This window comes from Bacillus sp. 7_6_55CFAA_CT2, from assembly GCF_000238655.1.
Taxonomy (GTDB): domain Bacteria; phylum Bacillota; class Bacilli; order Bacillales; family Bacillaceae_G; genus Bacillus_A; species Bacillus_A cereus.
The window spans coordinates 785,673-803,969 of sequence record NZ_JH414708.1 but is presented as its reverse complement, the minus strand read 5'-3'; the positions used below and the strand labels follow the sequence as shown (position 1 = coordinate 803,969).

The window sequence follows — 18,297 nt, the reverse complement described above, 5'->3', positions numbered from 1 at the left end:
TTTTATTTTTTTCTCTTCTTTAATTTTAATATTTGCTTGTTTATAAAAAGCTACTTTTTCTGTATTATAAGACTTTGTGAATTCATTAAATTTATCTTTTTCTGACTCAATATCCTTATAAGATTGATTTACTACTTTTACTTTTTCACTAATATCTTTTAATTTAGTACCTTTATCTTGTAACATTGTATATAACTCTTTTTCTTGTTTTAAAGATTTGTCATAGCTGTCATACATTTTATTAAATGAATCGTGTCGTTTCTCATACGTGCTTTTCACTTTATCAGCTTGATCTTTCAATTTCTTATCTTCAATTTTCTTCACATACTTATCAGCTGACTTCACTTCTTCTTGCGCTTTATTTAAAACTTCTTTTTCTTTTGCAAGCACTTTTTCTCGTTCAGTTGTATTTTTCACTGCTTGATTCAGTTTTTCTTTAACAGTTTGATTATTATCTTTTCCTTCTTGAACAATCTGGTTATATAATTCTTGTCCTTCTTTCTCTAAAGTCTCAAGTTTTTTTGCATCTTCAAACATTGTTTTTTCTTGTTTAGCAGCGTTTTCAAACGCTACATATAATTCTTCTTCTGGTTTCGGACCGAAACAACCGGCTAATAAAATCATTGATAATGCAGTTACAATTGCTAATTTACTATATTTCAACATCTCTTCCTCCTACTTATAAACGACCATCGTGTAATATAAAAAAGTTATAAAATATGTAATTGTTCTATACACTCGCATCTTTTTTACGAAGATCATTAATATTGTTTGTACAAATTATTACTTGATATTACATTATTCTTTTTGAATTATTTAGCAATTCCATATCCATCTTTAAGTATACTACTTCGTGTTTTTTAAGGCCTGTTCACACTATGTATTACTTTAATGTCCACGGAATTTCACCTCAGTCTTAATAAGACTATAATAGTTCACCTGATAAAAGGTGATCGCTCCGCTCTCACGTCTATCATTCCCTTTCCAGCTTTCTATCAATTAATCTCTTTGTTCATTTTACACAGTACAATCGATATCTCGCAACAACTTACAAATATTCTTTTCATTTCCTAAAAAGGAAAAGTGTAGAGCTTGCTTTCCTCTACACTTTTAAAATAAAACACACTGTGCAAATTGCATTGACACTACCATCATAATTATATGCTTATTTCATATATTTTTAAAGACTTTTATTACAAACGTGGCGTTTTTTTGTAATAAAAGTCAAAAAAATGTTACAAATAAAACATCTTCCTATCATATATCTTCAAATCAAAGCTTCACTCATTTTCTTGCAAATTTCTATACTGGTACAATTGATTTTGCGACTTTCTCAACAGTTCTTCAAACGTTTTTCCTTCTACTGGATAGCTAGCTGCTCCAAATAAAAGAGTGACACTGAGTAAATCACCTTCTATTTCACTTTCAATATTTTTCATTAATCGTTTTGTTATTGTTGATGTTTCATGACCATTATCAATTGCTACAATAACGTACTTATTTTCATCCCACTTTGTAACAACATCGCCCTTCCGAATTGTCTTTACAATGGTACTCTCTAATTTTTGGACTAACACTCCCAACTTTTTTTCTTGCAACGTGTCTTTTAATCCTTCCCATTCTTTTACAGAAAGAATGTACACTGTAATATTACGAGAATCTCTTTCAGATAAAGCAGCTACTTTCCCAAAAAAATCAACAACAAAATCATTGCTTGCCATTCCTCCTACTTCCATACCCATACGCTCGTTCGCTCTTTTATCGTACCAATGTCCAAAATAATAACTTAGTATCATTTGCAATATATAAATAATAAAGACGGTATAAAATGATCGTGAATCCAGTTTTGCAATTACATCCTGAAGTGCAATCCATTCTGTAACTGCCACAGTATTGCCAAGCAATAATCCACTAATTTTCCCTTTATGTTTCATACTTTTCCCCCTTTTATACCAATATATGTTTCTATATCAATAATGTTTTTCTACAAAATAAAAAATGTACATATGCAATGTACATTTCTGCTTAAGCTTGTATACCTTTTCTACTCTATTTCATATATATATAATATAACTTTTATAGAAAGGAGTAATCTATATGCTACAAAAAGAGAATCTATCAGATGCTATGCGTTTACTAGCTGGTTTTCTATTATCATTAAAATTATTATTTACCTCTTTCGGCATACACTTTATTACAAACGATCAAATCGACGCTATTGTTAATGTTGTTTCATTTTTATTTATTCTATACTTTGGCTACAAAAATAACTATGTAGGAAAAAAAGGAATGGAGCAAAAGAAAATACTCAAAAAACACAACCTTCACTAAAAAAGGAACCTTTTGTACAGGTTCCTTTTTATCATTGACGCACAACAACTTCATTTGTTTGCAGTGGGCCATATGATATCTCTTTATCTTGAAATGTATATGTAGCCTGAAAGAATGTTTGTTTAAGAGCTTTATCTTTATTAGCTTTTATTTTACAACGTAGTTCCACCTTCTCATTCGGTAACAAATCATCAATTCGCCATCTAACAAGCTGGAATAAAAACTCACTTATCCCCTTATCAACTTTTAAAGAATTAGGAATATAAGCAAAGTAATCTCGAATCATATGACTTACAACAACTCTCGAAATCATTTCTACTCCTTTATTTTCCACTTCAATTCGCATAATAAGTATGTCGTTTACATCGTAGGTCAATTCATACGAAAACTGTTCTGTATACATACTACCAATTTGTAATGTAACGGCTACTTGAGGAAATTCGTTTTCCTTTTTCGATCCGTCAATCCACAATACTGGTTGTAGCGGTATTGAATACTTTCCTGTATCCGAAATTCGTCCCCATATTTTCATAATATATATTCACCTCATTTCAGATGTAACATACACACAATGAATTCCCCAAATTACTAAAGCTTGCTACAAGCAATGTTTAATATTTCTCTTCCTTTTATCCTATTCGACAATATGAAGAAAAAACCATTTTTCATCTATTAACAGAAGGTGTTCTTTATGAAATTTTTTTACAATTTACTTCATTTCCTTTATAGCAATATTCAGTATAGCTCACTCGTTCTCTACTCATACGAAAGAATATTTTGACGGAAGAAAAAGTTTACCTTATAGTCAAATTTGACTATAATATTCTTTATGGCATATCAGTGCACTTATGGAAAAGAAATTAAAATCAACTATACATTAAAATTTTTTATCCACTGCACTCAAAACTTAATATAGTTTACTTATTTCTAAAGGAGGGTTATATTTGGAAACTCAACCATTAAAAAAAGACGCCAACAAGACAAAATTTGTTGTTGCTGGTTTACTGCTTGGTATATTAATGGCCGCAATGGATAATACAATCGTTGCAACCGCAATGGCAACAATCGTTGGAGACCTAGGAGGATTTGATAAGTTTGTTTGGGTCACATCAGCTTATATGGTAGCAACAATGGCAGGGATGCCTATCTTCGGGAAACTTTCTGATATGTACGGACGGAAACGTTTTTATATTGGTGGCCTCATTCTTTTCTTATTCGGTTCTGCGCTCTGCGGAACAGCTTCAAGTATTGAGCAATTAAGTATTTATAGAGCTATTCAAGGTATCGGTGGTGGTGCCCTTATGCCTATCGCCTTCACAATTATGTACGATATCTTCCCACCAGAAAAACGCGGAAAGATGACAGGACTATTCGGTGCTGTTTTCGGGACATCTAGTGTATTCGGTCCTTTATTAGGTGCTTATATTACAGACTATATAAGTTGGCATTGGGTCTTCTATATTAATATTCCATTAGGACTTATCTCCTTTTTCTTCATTACTAAATACTACAGTGAGTCTCTAGAATTTAGAAAACAAAAAATTGATTGGGCTGGTGCTATTACACTTGTCATAAGTATCGTTTGCTTAATGTTCGCATTAGAACTTGGTGGTAAAGAATATGCCTGGAATTCTACTGTAATTATTGGCTTATTTACAACAGTAGTTATTACGCTTATTATTTTCTTCTTTGTAGAACGAAAAGCAACCGAGCCTATTATTTCGTTCCATCTATTTAAAAAACCTTTATTCGCAGCTAGTCAAGGAGTTGCCTTTTTCTATGGTGCCGCTTTTATTATCTGTACAGTTTATATTCCAATCTTCATTCAAGGCGTTCTTGGAGGTTCCGCCTCTAATGCTGGATTAATTTTAACACCAATGATGGTTGGTTCTGTAATTGGAAGTCAAACAGGAGGACAATTAGCGTCTCGAACAAGCTATCGTAACATTATGATGGTATCTGGTGTCTTCTTCGTTCTTGGTATTTATTTATTAAGTACTTTAACAATGGACACACCTCGTTTACTCGTAACACTATTTATGATTCTCGCTGGGCTTGGTGTCGGTTTCTCATTCTCAGTATTAAGTATGTCTTCTATTCACAAGTTGGAAATGCGAGACCGTGGTTCGGCGACATCAACAAACTCATTCTTCCGATCACTCGGTATGACTCTTGGTGTAACGATTTTCGGTACAATTCAAAATCATATTTTTACAGATAAACTAAACTCTGTATTCCCCCCTGAACTAGCAAAATTAGCTCCAAAAGGCGGAGACACAAGTTTCTTATTATCACCAGGCGCTACCGCAAAAATTCCTGCTGAAATATTAGCGGGTATTAAAGAAGCTCTCGCTACATCTATTGCGAATACATTCTTCTGGGCACTCATCCCGGCTGTACTAAGTATTATTTGTATTTTACTTATGGGAAATGAACGCCTCTTTACTGGCCCTAAAAAGAAAGAAAAACAAAAGCAAGTTAGTTAATATAAAAAAGAAGCGGCATATTCCTTTATGAAAAAGGATATGCCGTTTATAATATGTATAAAGTGAAACTTTAATCAGTGGGGGTTGTTCATCCCCCACTGATTATTAGCCCTCACCAATCTGGTTTTTACGGGCAGTTAATCCCCACCTACCTTCTTTGCTTCCACTGAATTTTTTGGTGGGGTCTTACTGCCCGTTAATGCGGGATAAAGTTTTTGTATACAGGAGTTGAGACAGCATGAGCATGAAATTAGTCATTCTCGGCTTGCTACTCGAAGGAGATAAACATCCATATGAAGTGCAGCATATTATGAAAGAACGACAAATGGATTGTTACATTAAATATGCTAAAGGATCACTTTATTACGCCTTCGAGCAATTAGAAAAGCAAGGTGCAATTCATATTACAAATGTAATTAGAGACACAAATCGGCCGGACAAAACGATTTTTCATATAACAGAAGAAGGCAAAAAACTATTTCATACTTTACTATTAAAACAATTCGAAGCCAAAAACCAAATATATAAACCTATTTATTCAGCCTTATCTTTCGCTCACTTTAGCAATGATCACGAATTAGTTCCTATTTTAGAAAAAAAGAAAAACGATACTCTTCAATATTTACATACTATGCAAACGATATATGATTGTAATAAAGGAAAGGTTCCACGTGCACAACTATATATTTTGCAAAGTGTAATTGAGCATATTACAGTTGAATTACAATGGTTAAACACCCTCCTTAAAGATGCTATAGCAGGCCGACTTTCAGAAGTTGCTATAGATGAAAATTGAGCTATGAAAGAAGACATCCCTACTTCTTTCATAGCTCAATTTCTCTTTTTATACAGTACTATTATTAATTAATTCAGAATAAAAATTCAGAATAATAAGAAATAAAAACTTTAGAATTTTCTTATTTCAAAACAGTAGACAAAATTCCAAAAATTGTGTTAGAATTTGTTTCAATATCATATCGCTTGTTAAATTCCTTTCAAAAGGAAAATAGGTACACGAAAGTTTCGTTTCGTGTTTAAAAGGGAAGCTTGGTGAAACTCCAACACGGTCCCGCCACTGTAAATGCTGAGATTTCTTTTTAGTACCACTGTGAAAACGGGAAGGTGAAAGAAATTATATGAAGCATAAGTCAGGAGACCTGCCTGTTTTAACAACACTGATAGATTCACGGATGATGATGAGGTGTTAAAACAAAAAGGAAGGCTTATTTTCTATGTCTTTGTACTTTTTGTTATAGGTATTTCCTAGTAAACGGAAATGCTTACTTTCAATTAGGGAGGAATTTAAAATGGCAATTCAAACAAGTAACTTAGGTTATCCACGTATCGGACTACAACGAGAGTGGAAAAAAACATTGGAAGCATTTTGGTCCAATAAAATCGATGAAGAACAATTTTTAACAACAATGAAAGAAATTCGCCTTCAACACGTAAAAGTACAGCAAGAAAAAGGGATTGAACTCATTCCAATTGGCGACTTTACATATTATGATCACGTTTTGGATACTGCCTATATGCTAGGATTTATTCCATCACGTTTTTCTGAGTTTACATCTTACCTTGATATATATTTCGCAATGGCGCGTGGCTCTAAAGATCACGTAGCTTCCGAAATGACAAAATGGTTTAACACAAACTATCACTATATCGTTCCTGAATATGAAGAGGGATTACAAATCTCTTTAAAAGATAATCGTCCACTTCGCTTATACGAAGAGGCAAAACAAGAATTAGGAGTAGATGGAAAGCCTGTTATTTTAGGACCATATACTTTCTTAAAATTAGCTAAAGGCTATACACAAGAACAATTTTCTACCATTTTAAAACAGTTAGTTGTACCTTACGTACAACTGCTTTCAGAACTACATGCAGCTGGGGCACAAGCCATTCAAGTTGATGAACCGATTTTCGCTTCTTTAACGAAAGAAGAAGTTCAACAAGCAAAAGAAATTTATGAAGCTATTCGTAAAGAAGTTCCAAATGCGACTCTTCTTTTACAAACATATTTTGATAGCGTAGAAGAAAACTATGAAGAAATTATTACATTCCCGGTATCCGGTATTGGATTAGATTTCATTCATGGTAAAGAAGGCAATTTAAATGCTATTTCAAAATATGGGTTCCCAGCTGATAAAACTTTAGCTGTCGGTTGTATAGACGGCCGTAACATTTGGAGAGCTGACCTTGATGAAGTACTTACGTTATTTACAACGTTACAAAAACAAGTCCAAACGAAAGATATCATCGTTCAGCCTTCTTGTAGCTTATTGCATACACCAATCGATAAAACAGAAGAAACTCACTTATCGACTGAGCTGTTTGATGCGTTAGCATTTGCAAATCAAAAATTAGAAGAGTTAGTTCTTATTCATTCCGCTCTCACTCAAGGTACAGAAAGCATTAGTAATGAGCTGGAAACATATCGAAACGTACATCATACAATTCGTTCATCTGCTGCACGTAACCGAGAAGATGTCAAAGCAGCACGAACAGCACTAAAAGAAGAAGATTTTTCACGTCCTCTTCCATTTGAAAAACGATACGAATTACAACAAGTTGCCCTGGAGTTACCGCTATTACCAACAACGACTATTGGTAGCTTCCCGCAAACAACTGAAGTTCGTCAAACGCGAAAAGAATGGCGTAACGGTGTTATTTCAAATGAACAATATGAACAATTTATTGAAAAAGAGACAGAAAAATGGATTCGTTACCAAGAAGAAATTGGGCTTGATGTACTTGTACATGGTGAATTTGAAAGAACTGACATGGTTGAATATTTTGGTGAGCGCCTTGCTGGTTTCTCATTCACTAAAAACGGTTGGGTACAATCTTACGGTTCCCGCTGCGTAAAACCACCTGTTATTTATGGTGATGTAGCCTTTATTAACGGCATGACTATTAAGGAAACAGTTTATGCACAAAGCTTAACGGAAAAAGTTGTAAAAGGAATGTTAACCGGACCTGTTACAATTTTAAATTGGTCCTTCGTTCGAAATGATATTCCAAGAAAAGAAGTTTCGTATCAAATTGCACTAGCTCTTCGTCACGAAATTGAACTACTTGAATCTTCCGGAATTAGAGTAATCCAAGTCGATGAGCCCGCACTTCGTGAAGGAATGCCACTAAAAGAAAAAGATTGGGATGCTTATATTACATGGGCAGTACAATCCTTCCTTTTAGCAACTTCTTCTGTAGCAAATGAAACACAAATTCATACTCATATGTGTTACAGTAACTTCGAAGATATTGTTGACGCGATTCGCGCATTAGATGCAGATGTAATTTCTATCGAAACATCAAGAAGTCACGGAGAATTTATTGATACATTAAAACATACAACATATGAAAAAGGCATTGGCCTAGGTGTATATGATATTCATAGCCCACGTGTACCGAGTAAAGATGAAATGTATAAAATCGTAGAACAATCTTTAGAAGTATGTGATCCTAAATATTTCTGGATTAATCCCGATTGTGGTTTAAAAACGAGAAGAACAGAAGAAGTTATTCCAGCTTTAGAACATATGGTGCAAGCAGCGAAAGATGCTCGTTCCCTTTTAAAAACAAACGCATAACAAAAATGGGTTATCCTTTTCTCAGGATAACCCATTTTTTATTCTTTACTTTCAAAAAAGAATTCATATTGTATTTTATATAATTCATCATCCGTTGGCTCTTCAAGAGGAATTGCTTGTAATACAACTGTATACTCACCATTTGGAATAGGTATTTGAAATTTATTAGAAAGAATACTCGTTATAACGATACTTTCATTTTCAACTGTAAAAGGAACCGTAATCGTTCTAACTACTTCTTCTTTTTCAATATGTTTCCCTGGGGTCACTTTCACTTCACAAGTATAATCAGAAAGTGCTTCAAAAATAACAGTTCCATCTGCCTTAGCATAACCTCTTTCAAAATCTTCATCAGTCCAATCTACATAAGGCTGCTCACCGTCATAGTTCATCAACATTAATTGCGAATAAGAAATCGTTAACTCCATAGTTCCCCTTCTCCTTCATTATGAAATATACAACTACTACTTCACTTCAAATTTTACTCGCGTACCATCTGGGTATTTATCTAACTTATTCCCTACCCAAGAGCCTGCTCCGCGGTTATCCGCCGGACTTATATATTCAATATGTGCTCCTTTTCCGCCTTCCTTGCACATCGCCATTGGCCATTCATCGCGATCATACCCTTTTTTTGATGGATATGGTGCTAACGACAATTTCCTTCTATCTGCAGCACCACCACGATCGATTGTACAAACTTCTGAATGCCCTTCTTTTATAGCATCCGTAATATGTTTTCCTGTCTCTGGATAACGTTCTTTCGGAAATTCTAACACTTGATCATACGTATTCGTTTTCTTTACACTTGTTTCCTCTGGCACAAGTACTTCATAAACTGCTACTAAAATAGACAGAATTGCGATAATTGAAATGATAATACCTTTTAATTGCTTCATGTATACCTCCATGTTTCTACCAGTTTCTTTTCCTCCGTTATTATAACAAACTTCTCCTGTATATGTTTTCAGACATTATTTTAGTTATTCCTTGCCATTCCGCCAAAAATTTTCATTTTTTCACTAATGCTGTAGAAAACTAATAGCCTTCCGACATTCTTTTTCAAAGGAAGTCCTCATAAAAGATTGAAATGATATATACGATACTTTTTGGGGAGGAAATATGATGGAAGCTACCTATAAAACGAAAGATGTCACGAATAAAACTGGCATCCCAAAACATATAGTTCGCAAATATAGTCAACTGTTAGAGGAACATGGTTATATGATTTCCAAAACAGCTGATGCTCGTATTTATAAACTTGATGATTTAAAATTATTGAAATCTATACATGAAAGAGCTGCTACATTACAAGAAGATATTTCAGAAACGATACCGATTATTTTAAAAGAAAAAGAGGTCCCACCTGTACCAGTTATACAAGATAAGCAAGAGATGCAAACGAAAGAAAAAGAAGATGGGCGTAACTTTGAGGAGTTCATGTTAAAACTTGAAATGCTAGCTCAATTAAATGAGGCAATTATTCATCAAAATTCTACTCTAATTACACAAAATCGTTTAAAGGATGAGAAACTAGACGAATTGATGCAACAAGTGTATGTAAAAGAAGGCTCTCAAGAAAAAATGCTTCAAGAGTTAGTCGATCACGCCGCTCAAACAGATGCACTACAAAAAGAAAAGATGGACTTATTAATGAATCATATGTATAAACGAGAATCCAAACAGGAAGAAAAAATGAATAAACTTGTTAGTCAAATTTATAACAAAGACAGTAACCGTGATGCACAGCTTATGCAAGTTATTCGAGAAATTCAAGAAACAAAAAGAATGGTTGCTGCCTCAAAAGAGCAAAGCTTCTTTCAATCATTTAAAAGTTTATTTAGCCGAGCAAAACAAGAAAAAACAAACGAATAAACAATATAAAATAAAAAGTTACCTTCCATCGGTAACTTTTATTCCTTATTTTGTACAGCTGGTAATATAATAATTGCTTCAGTGCCTTTTCCGCTCTCACTCTTATATTCCAATGTACCATTATGCGCTTGTAAAATACTAAATGTTACCATAAGTCCTAATCCTGTCCCTTTTTCTTTTAAAGAATAATATGGTTGCCCAAGCCTTGCTAACTGTTCTTTCGTCATACCAACACCACTATCTTTAACTCTTATTATGATTGTTTCATCTTTTTGAATAGCTGTTACTTTTAAATATCCTTTATTTCCTTGAATTGCTTCAATACCATTTTTAACAACATTCATAATAGCTTGCTTCAATTTTGTCTTATCACCAATCGTATAAAGACTTTCTGAAATTTCAACTTGTAAATATACACCTTGCATCGCTGCAAATGACGACATAAGAGTGGTCATTTCTATTAATTGGGCTGATAAACAAATGTGTTCTTTTTTCTCAATTTGCGGCCTTGCTAAATTTAAGTAATCTGAAATAATTTGTTCCGCCCGATCCAATTCAGCTAATACGAGACGCATATAATCCTTATTCTTCACATCTTCCATGCTTTCTAGCAATTGGATAAATCCACGAACAACAGTAAGGGGATTGCGAACTTCATGTGCCACACTTGCTGCTAATTCACTTACAATATTAAGTTTTTCTGATTTTTGCATCTCTGTACGTAGCAATGCATTTTCATTTAAATATTCAGTTAAATACACCTGAAATACCATTGTCATGACCATGATAAGCGAGGCAAATATAAATCCGCTATATATTTGCGAAATATACGGTGTAAATCCTGTTTCCAAAAGAACATTAATCATGCCTAATACTAAAGAAACAAGCACATAAAATGATGAAATCATAAATGCTAAAATTAATTTCTTATCCCTTGAAAAAAGAGACCATTTCTTTGATAAAAATAGCGGAACTATCAATAAAAATATTACTTCTAAAACTGGAAGAAAGCTCATTCCCTTTAGTAACCATTCATATGCAACAAAAATAACCGCTGGGATTAAACCAACAATCCCACCATATAAAAAACCACTGACAATTGGAATGGGGTGAAAGTTATACCCACACACATTGCCAAAACAAATAGAGTATGTCATGGAGAGAACGAGCGTAACGCTAGATAAAAACATAATAAAGTAACGATTTGGCTTCGGAGGCATTTCTTGATAGCGATTTAAACGAATCGCTTCATATAAAAATAGTGGCAAAATTATGATGGCAATTTGAATCAATAAATCACGGATAAGCTCCATAACCTCTCATCCCCTATATGTATTTTGATATGATTATATCATTTTATAGGTGTGTTTGTTTTAAAAATTTTGATTTTTCTTAACATATTTGTTAATTCTTTGTTAACAGCTCATAATAATTGTTACAGATTTTCGAAATGATTGTAAACCCTGTACCAAATTTCCTTCATGCAGTATACAATGAATACGGATTACAAAGAAAATATAAAAATACTTTTTTAGACGGACAACTATAGCAAAATACAGCATATAATCCATACTATCTATGTTTACAAATAAGTGATCATTACTTTAGTAGGAGGAAGATAAATATGGCGGGTACTACGCTTGTTTTAAAAGAAGAAAATTTGGTTGTTCTAGAAAATGTTGAAAAATCAGTATATGAAGAGTTACAGTATAAAGCGGGAGAAGAAAACTGCACATGTGCTGTGAACGAATCAGTCGTTCACCTTGGCAAGGTATCCTCTGTACTCTGGAATGAAGATGAAATAGATTGGGAATACGGATATTAAAAAGTCGCTTATAGCGGCTTTTTTCTCTTTTCTCTCTCTTTCTAAATAACATATACAGAGCGTAATCATAGAAAATGTGATAAAATGAACTTAATTTTCAAACGGAAGAAAGGGAGATACAATGGAACAATTCATTAACCCTAGAGTGAAGGACATCCAAATTTCTGGAATCCGTCAATTCTCTAACATGATTCAAAACTATGATAATTTGATTTCTTTAACAATTGGACAACCCGATTTCCCTACACCTTCTCTCGTGAAAGAAGCGGCTAAACGGGCTATTACAGAAAACTATACAAGCTATACACATAACGCTGGTTTACTAGAATTACGTAAGGCAGCTTGTAACTTTGTAAAAGATAACTACGATTTACATTACTCACCTGAAAACGAAACCATCGTTACAATCGGTGCTAGTGAAGCAATTGATGTTACATTCCGAACAATTTTAGAGCCAGGAACAGAAGTAATTTTACCAGCTCCTATTTATCCAGGTTACGAACCTATTATTCGATTATGCGGTGCAACGCCTATTTTTGTAGATGTTCGTGAAACTGGATTTCGTTTAACAGCTGAAGCGCTTAAAAATGCTATTACAGAAAAAACAAGATGTATCGTACTACCGTATCCTTCTAATCCAACTGGTGTAACTTTATCCACAGAAGAATTAAAAGATATTGTAGATGTTTTAAAAGATAAAAATATTTTCGTCCTTTCAGATGAAATTTATAGCGAGCTTGTATATGAACAAAAGCATACATCTATCGCACATTTCCCAGAAATGCGTGAAAAGACAATTGTCATTAACGGTTTATCTAAATCACATTCTATGACCGGCTGGCGTGTTGGACTTTTATTTGCACCAAGCTATTTAGCAGGACACATATTAAAAGTTCATCAATACAATGTAACGTGTGCTACTTCAATCGCTCAATACGCTGCAATTGAAGCATTAACAGCGGCTAAAGACGCACCCAAAATGATGCGCCACCAATATAAAAAACGCCGTGATTACGTATATAATAGACTCACTCAAATGGGATTAACAGTTGAAAAGCCAACAGGTGCATTTTACTTATTCCCATATGTTGGTCATTTGACATCTTCATCATTTGATTTTGCACTTGATCTTGTCAAAGAAGCGGGACTAGCTGTAGTTCCTGGAACAGCATTCTCTGAATACGGTGAAGGCTACCTTCGCTTGTCCTATGCGTATAGTATCGAAACTTTAAAAGAAGGCTGCGACCGATTAGAAGCCTTTCTAATGAAAAAAGCTAAGAGTTAAACTCTTAGCCTTTTTATGCATAATGATCACAAGTTTGACGTTTTAGTAATTTATGAGGAATAATGATACACTTTGCAGTGGATTCTGCATTCTCTACTTTATCAACTAAAGCTTTTGCTGCCTCATATCCTAGCTGATAAATATTCACATCAACTGTCGAAAGTGGAGGGCTCGCAATTTCTGATAATAAAGCATTATTAAAGCTTACAATAGAAACATCTTTCGGTACAACGAATCCTTTTTTAGAAAGAGCACTTAACACACCAAGTCCAATTAAGTCATCCGTTGCCATAATTGCCGTTGGCGGTTGCTGCAGTCCCATTAATTCCTCAACGGCTTGTTGACCACTTTCCCTCGAAAAATCAAAATGTAAAATATATTCTTTTGGTAATACGATGTCTGCTAATTTCAAGGCATCACTCATACCAGCTAAACGATCTCTCGTTACAAGTAAATCTGATCCACCACCAATGAACGCGATTTGCTTATGCCCTAATGAAATTAAATATTCTGCTACTTCTCTTGCAGCTGTATAATTGTCATTATCTACATATGTAATTTCATCTTTTCGATCATATGGTTTTCCTATTAAAACAAACGGGAAATTTTGTTCATGTAAATATTGAATAATCCGATCATTCTCCCTTGAATATAAAAGAATAATGCCACCAATTTGGCGTCCCTGTACCATCTTTACGACACCATTAAAAATTTCTTCTTCCGTTTCACCTGTCGACATGTAAAGCGCATAACCTTCTACGTGTGCAAATGAACTAATCCCTCTTATAACTTCTGGGAAAAATGGATTTTGAAAAGCTTTACTTGCAGAACTTGGCATAACAAGACCAAGTGTTTTCGTCGTTTGGTTCGCAAGATTTCTCGCATTTAAATTGGGATGATACCCTAATTCACTCATCACTTTCCTAACACGGCGCTTTGTCTTTTCACTTATACTTGGATTATCAGCAATTACACGAGAAACTGTTGATGGTGCAACATTCGCTTGCTTCGCCACATCTTTAATTGTAACTGTCATAAAAATCCCCCTCCTCTCATTTCTCTGCCATTTTTCATATATTTTATCTCGCACTCATTGCAAGTCATAAACTTTCATTTCTTATATCTTGCAAAACTAATCCTATTCTCCCTCTTCATGTATTGTAAGGGATATAGCTATTTTTTCCTATACTATAATATACTATTTATTTCACTTCTTTTCACATGTGATGTCAAATCTCTTTTCATCTCCCTATAAACTTATTTATAGGGAGATGAAAAGAAAAATGGGACGTAATGTCCCATTTTTCATCCTTTTGTACCTCCAGCTGTTAAACCAGAAATAAAGTATTTTTGTAGTGATAGGAATAAAATTGAAATTGGGATCGCAATTAGCACAGAACCCGCTGCAAACGTTGTAAATTCATTACCGAATTTCTTCGCAACCATTTCATATAATCCAACTGCTAAAGTATAATTTTCTGGTGTTCGCAAAATAATACTCGCTAAAATGAAATCTGTAAATGGACCAATGAAAGTAAATAACGCTACAACCGCTACGATTGGCTTTGCAAGTGGCATAATGATTTGCCAAAAAATACGGAAATGTCCTGCTCCATCCATACGAGCTGATTCATCCAGTTCTTTCGGAATCGTATCAAAATACCCTTTCATAAGCCATGTATTCATCGGAATAGCCCCGCCTACATAAATTAAAATTAATGCAAGGTGTGTATCAATTAATCCTGTTAATTGAGCTAATACGTATAGAGCAATTAACGCTGCAAAGTTTGGAATCATTTGCAGAATTAAAAATGTTAATAAACCATTTTTTCTTCCAACAAAACGATATCTCGAAAATGCATAAGCAGTAAAGCTAATTGCTAACACTGAGAAAATCATCGTTAAAACACTTACTTTTAATGTGTTTTTATACCATAGTAAGTAATTACTATTCTCTAGATCTAATAACTTACGATAATGATCTAACGTTGCATTTTGTGGAATAATACTTGATCCAGATAAACTATCACCTGGATTAAACGATGAGCCAATAATCCATAATAACGGATAGAAAATGATGGCACACATTACGAAAATAACTAAATAACTTAATGAGAGACGTAACATCTTCTGTCTTTTAATATTCATTTACATCATATCCTCTTCTTGGAATGATTTTGTTCTCTTAAATTGCCATAACGCAACTGTAATAACAATTAACGATAATATCATTGTAAGAGCTGCTGCTTTTCCGTACTGCGCTGAAGTCATCGTTAACTTATAAATCCATGAAATTAAAATATCCGTTCCACCTGCGTCTTGTCCAGCTACAGCAGGACCTCCACCATTAAATAGATAGATGATACTAAAGTTATTAAAGTTAAACGTATATTGCGTAATTAATATTGGTGCTGTTGCATATAACACAAGTGGCAATGTAATTTTACGAAACTGTTGCCAAGCTGTCGCTCCATCTACTGTAGCCGCTTCATATAGTTCTCCCGGAATCGATTGCAGTATACCTGTTGTCATCGCAAAGATAAACGGGAATCCAAGCCACGTTTGAATCATAATTAAAGCAATTTTCGCCCAAAATGGATCTGTCATCCAAGCAATCTTTTCAATTCCGAATAAAGCTAATACTTGATTGTTAATCGCTCCGAATGTTTCATTAAACATACCAGAGAAAACAAGAATAGATACGAATGCTGGAACCGCCCACGGTAAAATGAAGATTGTTCGAATAATCGCCTTTCCTTTAATACCAGGCTGATTTACGATAATCGCTAAGAAAATACCAAGTGCAACTTGTAATGTTGTTGCAACGAATGTCCAAATGACAGTCCAAGAGAATACACTTACAAATGTCTCTCTCCACATCGGTAAAGTGAAAATATCAATAAAGTTTTTAAAGCCCACCCAATCTACTAATTTAGCTGGAGGAGAATGATATAAATCATAGTTTGTAAATCCAATTAAAATTACGAAGATGATTGGAAATACGACAACAAAGATAAGTAGTAGAAAACCTGGTGAAACCATTAAATAAGGAAAACCTTGATCTAACAAATTACGATATTGCTCTTTTACAGAATTTAACGGTGTTCCGCTATCACGTTTCTTTCCATTTTGGTATGCATCATATAAGTTAAATGCATATATGCCTAGCCCAAAAGCGATAACGATAAGGGCCAAGATTCCTTCTACTAATAGAAAGACAGAATGGTCACGTGGAACTTCTGTACCAAGCGTTACAATACCCCATAATCCCATATTTAATAAATCAGCAAAGGCTACAATAAAAGAACCTGTTAATACTAGAAAAATAAGACCTTTTACAAATTGTTTATTATACATTTGGCCCACGCCTGGAATGATTGATAACATGGTTGCCATTTTCCTATGCTTTGAATGGTTTAACCCATTTGCTGGTTCCATAGATGTTTGCATGTTCCTTCCCCCTTTTTTCTTCCTACATGGAAGGGAGAGAATTCGTGCCTCTCATATTAGAGGCACGAATTTCACCTTATTTTTTCTTGTTATGATTTGCCTCAATATTACCTTTAATTTGTTTCACTGCACTATCAAGCGCCGCTTTTGGTGCCTCTTTATCTGTAACAACTAATTGAAGCGCATCTCCAGCTGGTTTCCAAACTTCTTGCATTTCTGGAATGTTAGGCATTGGAATTCCATTTTCAGATTGCGTTGCAACTGCTTTTGCAGCTTCGTTATCTTTAATAATTGGATCTTCCATTACTGATTTTACTGGAGGAATTTCTTTTGTTTTCTCAAATCGAATTTTTGCGTTTTCTTCATTTGTTACCCACTCAGTGAATTTTGTAGCTAAATCATTTTGTTTAGAGAAACTTGTTACATGCCATCCTTTAACCCCAACAAACGTTTTCATTGGTTGACCATTTGGTAATTTCGGCATTGGAGCAACGCCATAATCAATCCCGTTCTTTTCCATTGCTTGGAACGCCCATGGGCCATTCATGATAGAAGCTGCTTTTCCTTCATTGAATAGTCCATCAGCAGCAGGCCCACCTGATTCACCGATAATACCTTTTGGGAATAATTTTTCCTTGTACCATTTTTGAAGATATTCAGCACCTTGTACTGCTCCACTATTATTTAATCCAACATCACTTGCATTTGGCTTTCCATCTTTTTCACCAAATACATAACCGCCCATACCTGCCATGAATGCATTAGCAAAGTAGAAGTTATCTCCTAATGCTAAAAATCCGTACTTGCCATCTTTCGTAAATTCTTTTGAGAAGTTAAACAGCTCGTCCATCGTTTCTGGCGCTTTTGGCATTAGTTTTTTATTGTAAATAAAGACTGGTGTCTCAATTGCTTTTGGTAAACCATATAATTTTCCGTTATATGTCTGTGCTTCTATTGATGAATTAGTAAATTTACTCTTTACAGCATCATCTGCTTTCACTTCAGAAAGTAAACCTTCTGTTACTGCATTTCCGATTTGATCGTGTGGCAATGTTACAACATCTGGTCCAGTCCCCGCTGGCCCATCAAGGCGTAACTTCTTCACTTGATCTGTCATTTGCATTTCAACAACTTTTACTTTTACTTTATATTTTTCCTCAAAGCTTTTCACTGCTGGTTCTAAACCAACACCTTTTTTATCATCTTCCCAAACAAGAAGATCATAGTCTTTTTTCGCTTTACTTTCCTCTTTTTTCCCTGAATCTTTCGGTCCACATGCAGATAACATACCAATAGATAATGCTGAAACCGTTAATAATGATAATGCTTTCTTCATCCCAAAAACCTCCCTAAATTGTCTATGTACCTCAGTAACTGAAAACGTTTGCATTTGATAGTTTAATTGAAGCGCAAACAATATCTCAATCTATGAAAACGTTTGCGCTATTT

At 34.3% G+C, this 18,297-nt stretch carries 17 protein-coding genes and 1 riboswitch; of the genes, 7 read left to right on the top strand and 10 right to left on the bottom strand.

Translation table 11 applies throughout. The features are described 5' to 3' along the window. Together HMPREF1014_RS04470 and HMPREF1014_RS04465 are read right to left on the bottom strand one after the other, a co-directional pair. Positions 1–666, bottom strand: a 666-nt coding sequence (locus HMPREF1014_RS04470; RefSeq protein ID WP_000922483.1) for a YkyA family protein, incomplete at its 3' end; no start/stop codon positions are given. Positions 667–1,280: 614 nt separating this feature from the next. Then, complete coding sequence (locus HMPREF1014_RS04465; RefSeq protein ID WP_000680811.1) at positions 1,281–1,934, bottom strand: diguanylate cyclase domain-containing protein; 654 nt, start codon at positions 1,932–1,934, stop codon at positions 1,281–1,283. A 163-nt stretch (positions 1,935–2,097) separates the two neighbouring features. Between HMPREF1014_RS04465 and HMPREF1014_RS04460 the strand changes: the two genes are divergently transcribed. Next, the gene (locus HMPREF1014_RS04460; protein ID WP_000939448.1) at positions 2,098–2,331 is read left to right on the top strand and encodes an SPP1 phage holin family protein; all 234 of its coding nucleotides are present in this window, start codon (positions 2,098–2,100) and stop codon (positions 2,329–2,331) included. Positions 2,332–2,362: 31 nt separating this feature from the next. Here HMPREF1014_RS04460 and HMPREF1014_RS04455 read toward each other — a convergent pair whose 3' ends face one another. Continuing rightward, positions 2,363–2,863: a hypothetical protein gene (locus HMPREF1014_RS04455; RefSeq protein ID WP_000708120.1), complete on the bottom strand. Its 501-nt coding sequence runs from the start codon at positions 2,861–2,863 to the stop codon at positions 2,363–2,365. A gap of 412 nt (positions 2,864–3,275) precedes the next feature. Between HMPREF1014_RS04455 and HMPREF1014_RS04450 the strand changes: the two genes are divergently transcribed. From HMPREF1014_RS04450 to metE, 3 genes are all read left to right on the top strand, one after another. Further along, a complete protein-coding gene (locus tag HMPREF1014_RS04450) occupies positions 3,276–4,817 on the top strand; it encodes an MDR family MFS transporter (RefSeq protein ID WP_000449901.1) in 1,542 nt (513 codons plus the stop codon). A gap of 238 nt (positions 4,818–5,055) precedes the next feature. Beyond that, entirely contained in the window at positions 5,056–5,613 is a 558-nt protein-coding gene (locus tag HMPREF1014_RS04445) for a PadR family transcriptional regulator (RefSeq protein ID WP_000062063.1), read from the top strand. A gap of 195 nt (positions 5,614–5,808) precedes the next feature. Continuing rightward, positions 5,809–5,996, top strand: a riboswitch (cobalamin riboswitch). Between the two features lie 128 nt (positions 5,997–6,124). Beyond that, positions 6,125–8,413 carry a 5-methyltetrahydropteroyltriglutamate--homocysteine S-methyltransferase gene (metE, locus tag HMPREF1014_RS04435; RefSeq protein WP_001007600.1) on the top strand — a complete coding sequence of 763 codons (2,289 nt, stop codon included), beginning with the start codon at positions 6,125–6,127 and terminating at the stop codon, positions 8,411–8,413. Between the two features lie 38 nt (positions 8,414–8,451). Here the strand turns inward: metE and comJ are convergent, their stop codons facing one another. Beyond that, positions 8,452–8,841 carry a competence protein ComJ gene (comJ, locus tag HMPREF1014_RS04430; protein ID WP_000424030.1) on the bottom strand — a complete coding sequence of 130 codons (390 nt, stop codon included), beginning with the start codon at positions 8,839–8,841 and terminating at the stop codon, positions 8,452–8,454. A gap of 36 nt (positions 8,842–8,877) precedes the next feature. Beyond that, positions 8,878–9,312 carry a DNA-entry nuclease gene (gene nucA / locus HMPREF1014_RS04425; protein WP_000811494.1) on the bottom strand — a complete coding sequence of 145 codons (435 nt, stop codon included), beginning with the start codon at positions 9,310–9,312 and terminating at the stop codon, positions 8,878–8,880. A gap of 226 nt (positions 9,313–9,538) precedes the next feature. Here nucA and HMPREF1014_RS04420 point away from each other — a divergent pair, with 226 nt between their 5' ends. After that, complete coding sequence (locus HMPREF1014_RS04420) at positions 9,539–10,288, top strand: DUF3967 domain-containing protein (RefSeq protein WP_000388476.1); 750 nt, start codon at positions 9,539–9,541, stop codon at positions 10,286–10,288. Positions 10,289–10,326: 38 nt separating this feature from the next. On the opposite strand, the gene kinB is transcribed toward HMPREF1014_RS04420, so the two are convergent. Continuing rightward, positions 10,327–11,601, bottom strand: coding sequence for a sporulation sensor histidine kinase KinB (kinB, locus tag HMPREF1014_RS04415; RefSeq protein WP_000420368.1), 1,275 nt, complete (start codon positions 11,599–11,601; stop codon positions 10,327–10,329). A gap of 311 nt (positions 11,602–11,912) precedes the next feature. Between kinB and HMPREF1014_RS04410 the strand changes: the two genes are divergently transcribed. Together HMPREF1014_RS04410 and HMPREF1014_RS04405 are read left to right on the top strand one after the other, a co-directional pair. Next, positions 11,913–12,113 (top strand): protein YkzT, encoded by a 201-nt coding sequence (locus tag HMPREF1014_RS04410; protein WP_000929286.1) that lies wholly within the window; start codon positions 11,913–11,915, stop codon positions 12,111–12,113. Between the two features lie 121 nt (positions 12,114–12,234). Further along, positions 12,235–13,398, top strand: coding sequence for an aminotransferase A (locus HMPREF1014_RS04405; protein WP_000434583.1), 1,164 nt, complete (start codon positions 12,235–12,237; stop codon positions 13,396–13,398). Positions 13,399–13,411: 13 nt separating this feature from the next. On the opposite strand, the gene malR is transcribed toward HMPREF1014_RS04405, so the two are convergent. From malR to HMPREF1014_RS04385, 4 genes are all read right to left on the bottom strand, one after another. Then, positions 13,412–14,434 carry a maltose operon transcriptional repressor MalR gene (gene malR / locus HMPREF1014_RS04400; RefSeq protein WP_000219053.1) on the bottom strand — a complete coding sequence of 341 codons (1,023 nt, stop codon included), beginning with the start codon at positions 14,432–14,434 and terminating at the stop codon, positions 13,412–13,414. 269 nt (positions 14,435–14,703) lie between these two features. Further along, positions 14,704–15,546, bottom strand: a complete 843-nt coding sequence (gene malD / locus HMPREF1014_RS04395; RefSeq protein WP_001022608.1) for a maltosaccharide ABC transporter permease MalD — start codon at positions 15,544–15,546, stop codon at positions 14,704–14,706. Then, on the bottom strand, positions 15,547–16,848 hold the full coding sequence (gene malC / locus HMPREF1014_RS04390; RefSeq protein ID WP_001194996.1) for a maltosaccharide ABC transporter permease MalC: 1,302 nt from the start codon (positions 16,846–16,848) through the stop codon (positions 15,547–15,549). It abuts the gene before it with no gap. Positions 16,849–16,924: 76 nt separating this feature from the next. Next, positions 16,925–18,184: an extracellular solute-binding protein gene (locus HMPREF1014_RS04385; protein WP_000709923.1), complete on the bottom strand. Its 1,260-nt coding sequence runs from the start codon at positions 18,182–18,184 to the stop codon at positions 16,925–16,927. Positions 18,185–18,297: the final 113 nt, after the last annotated feature.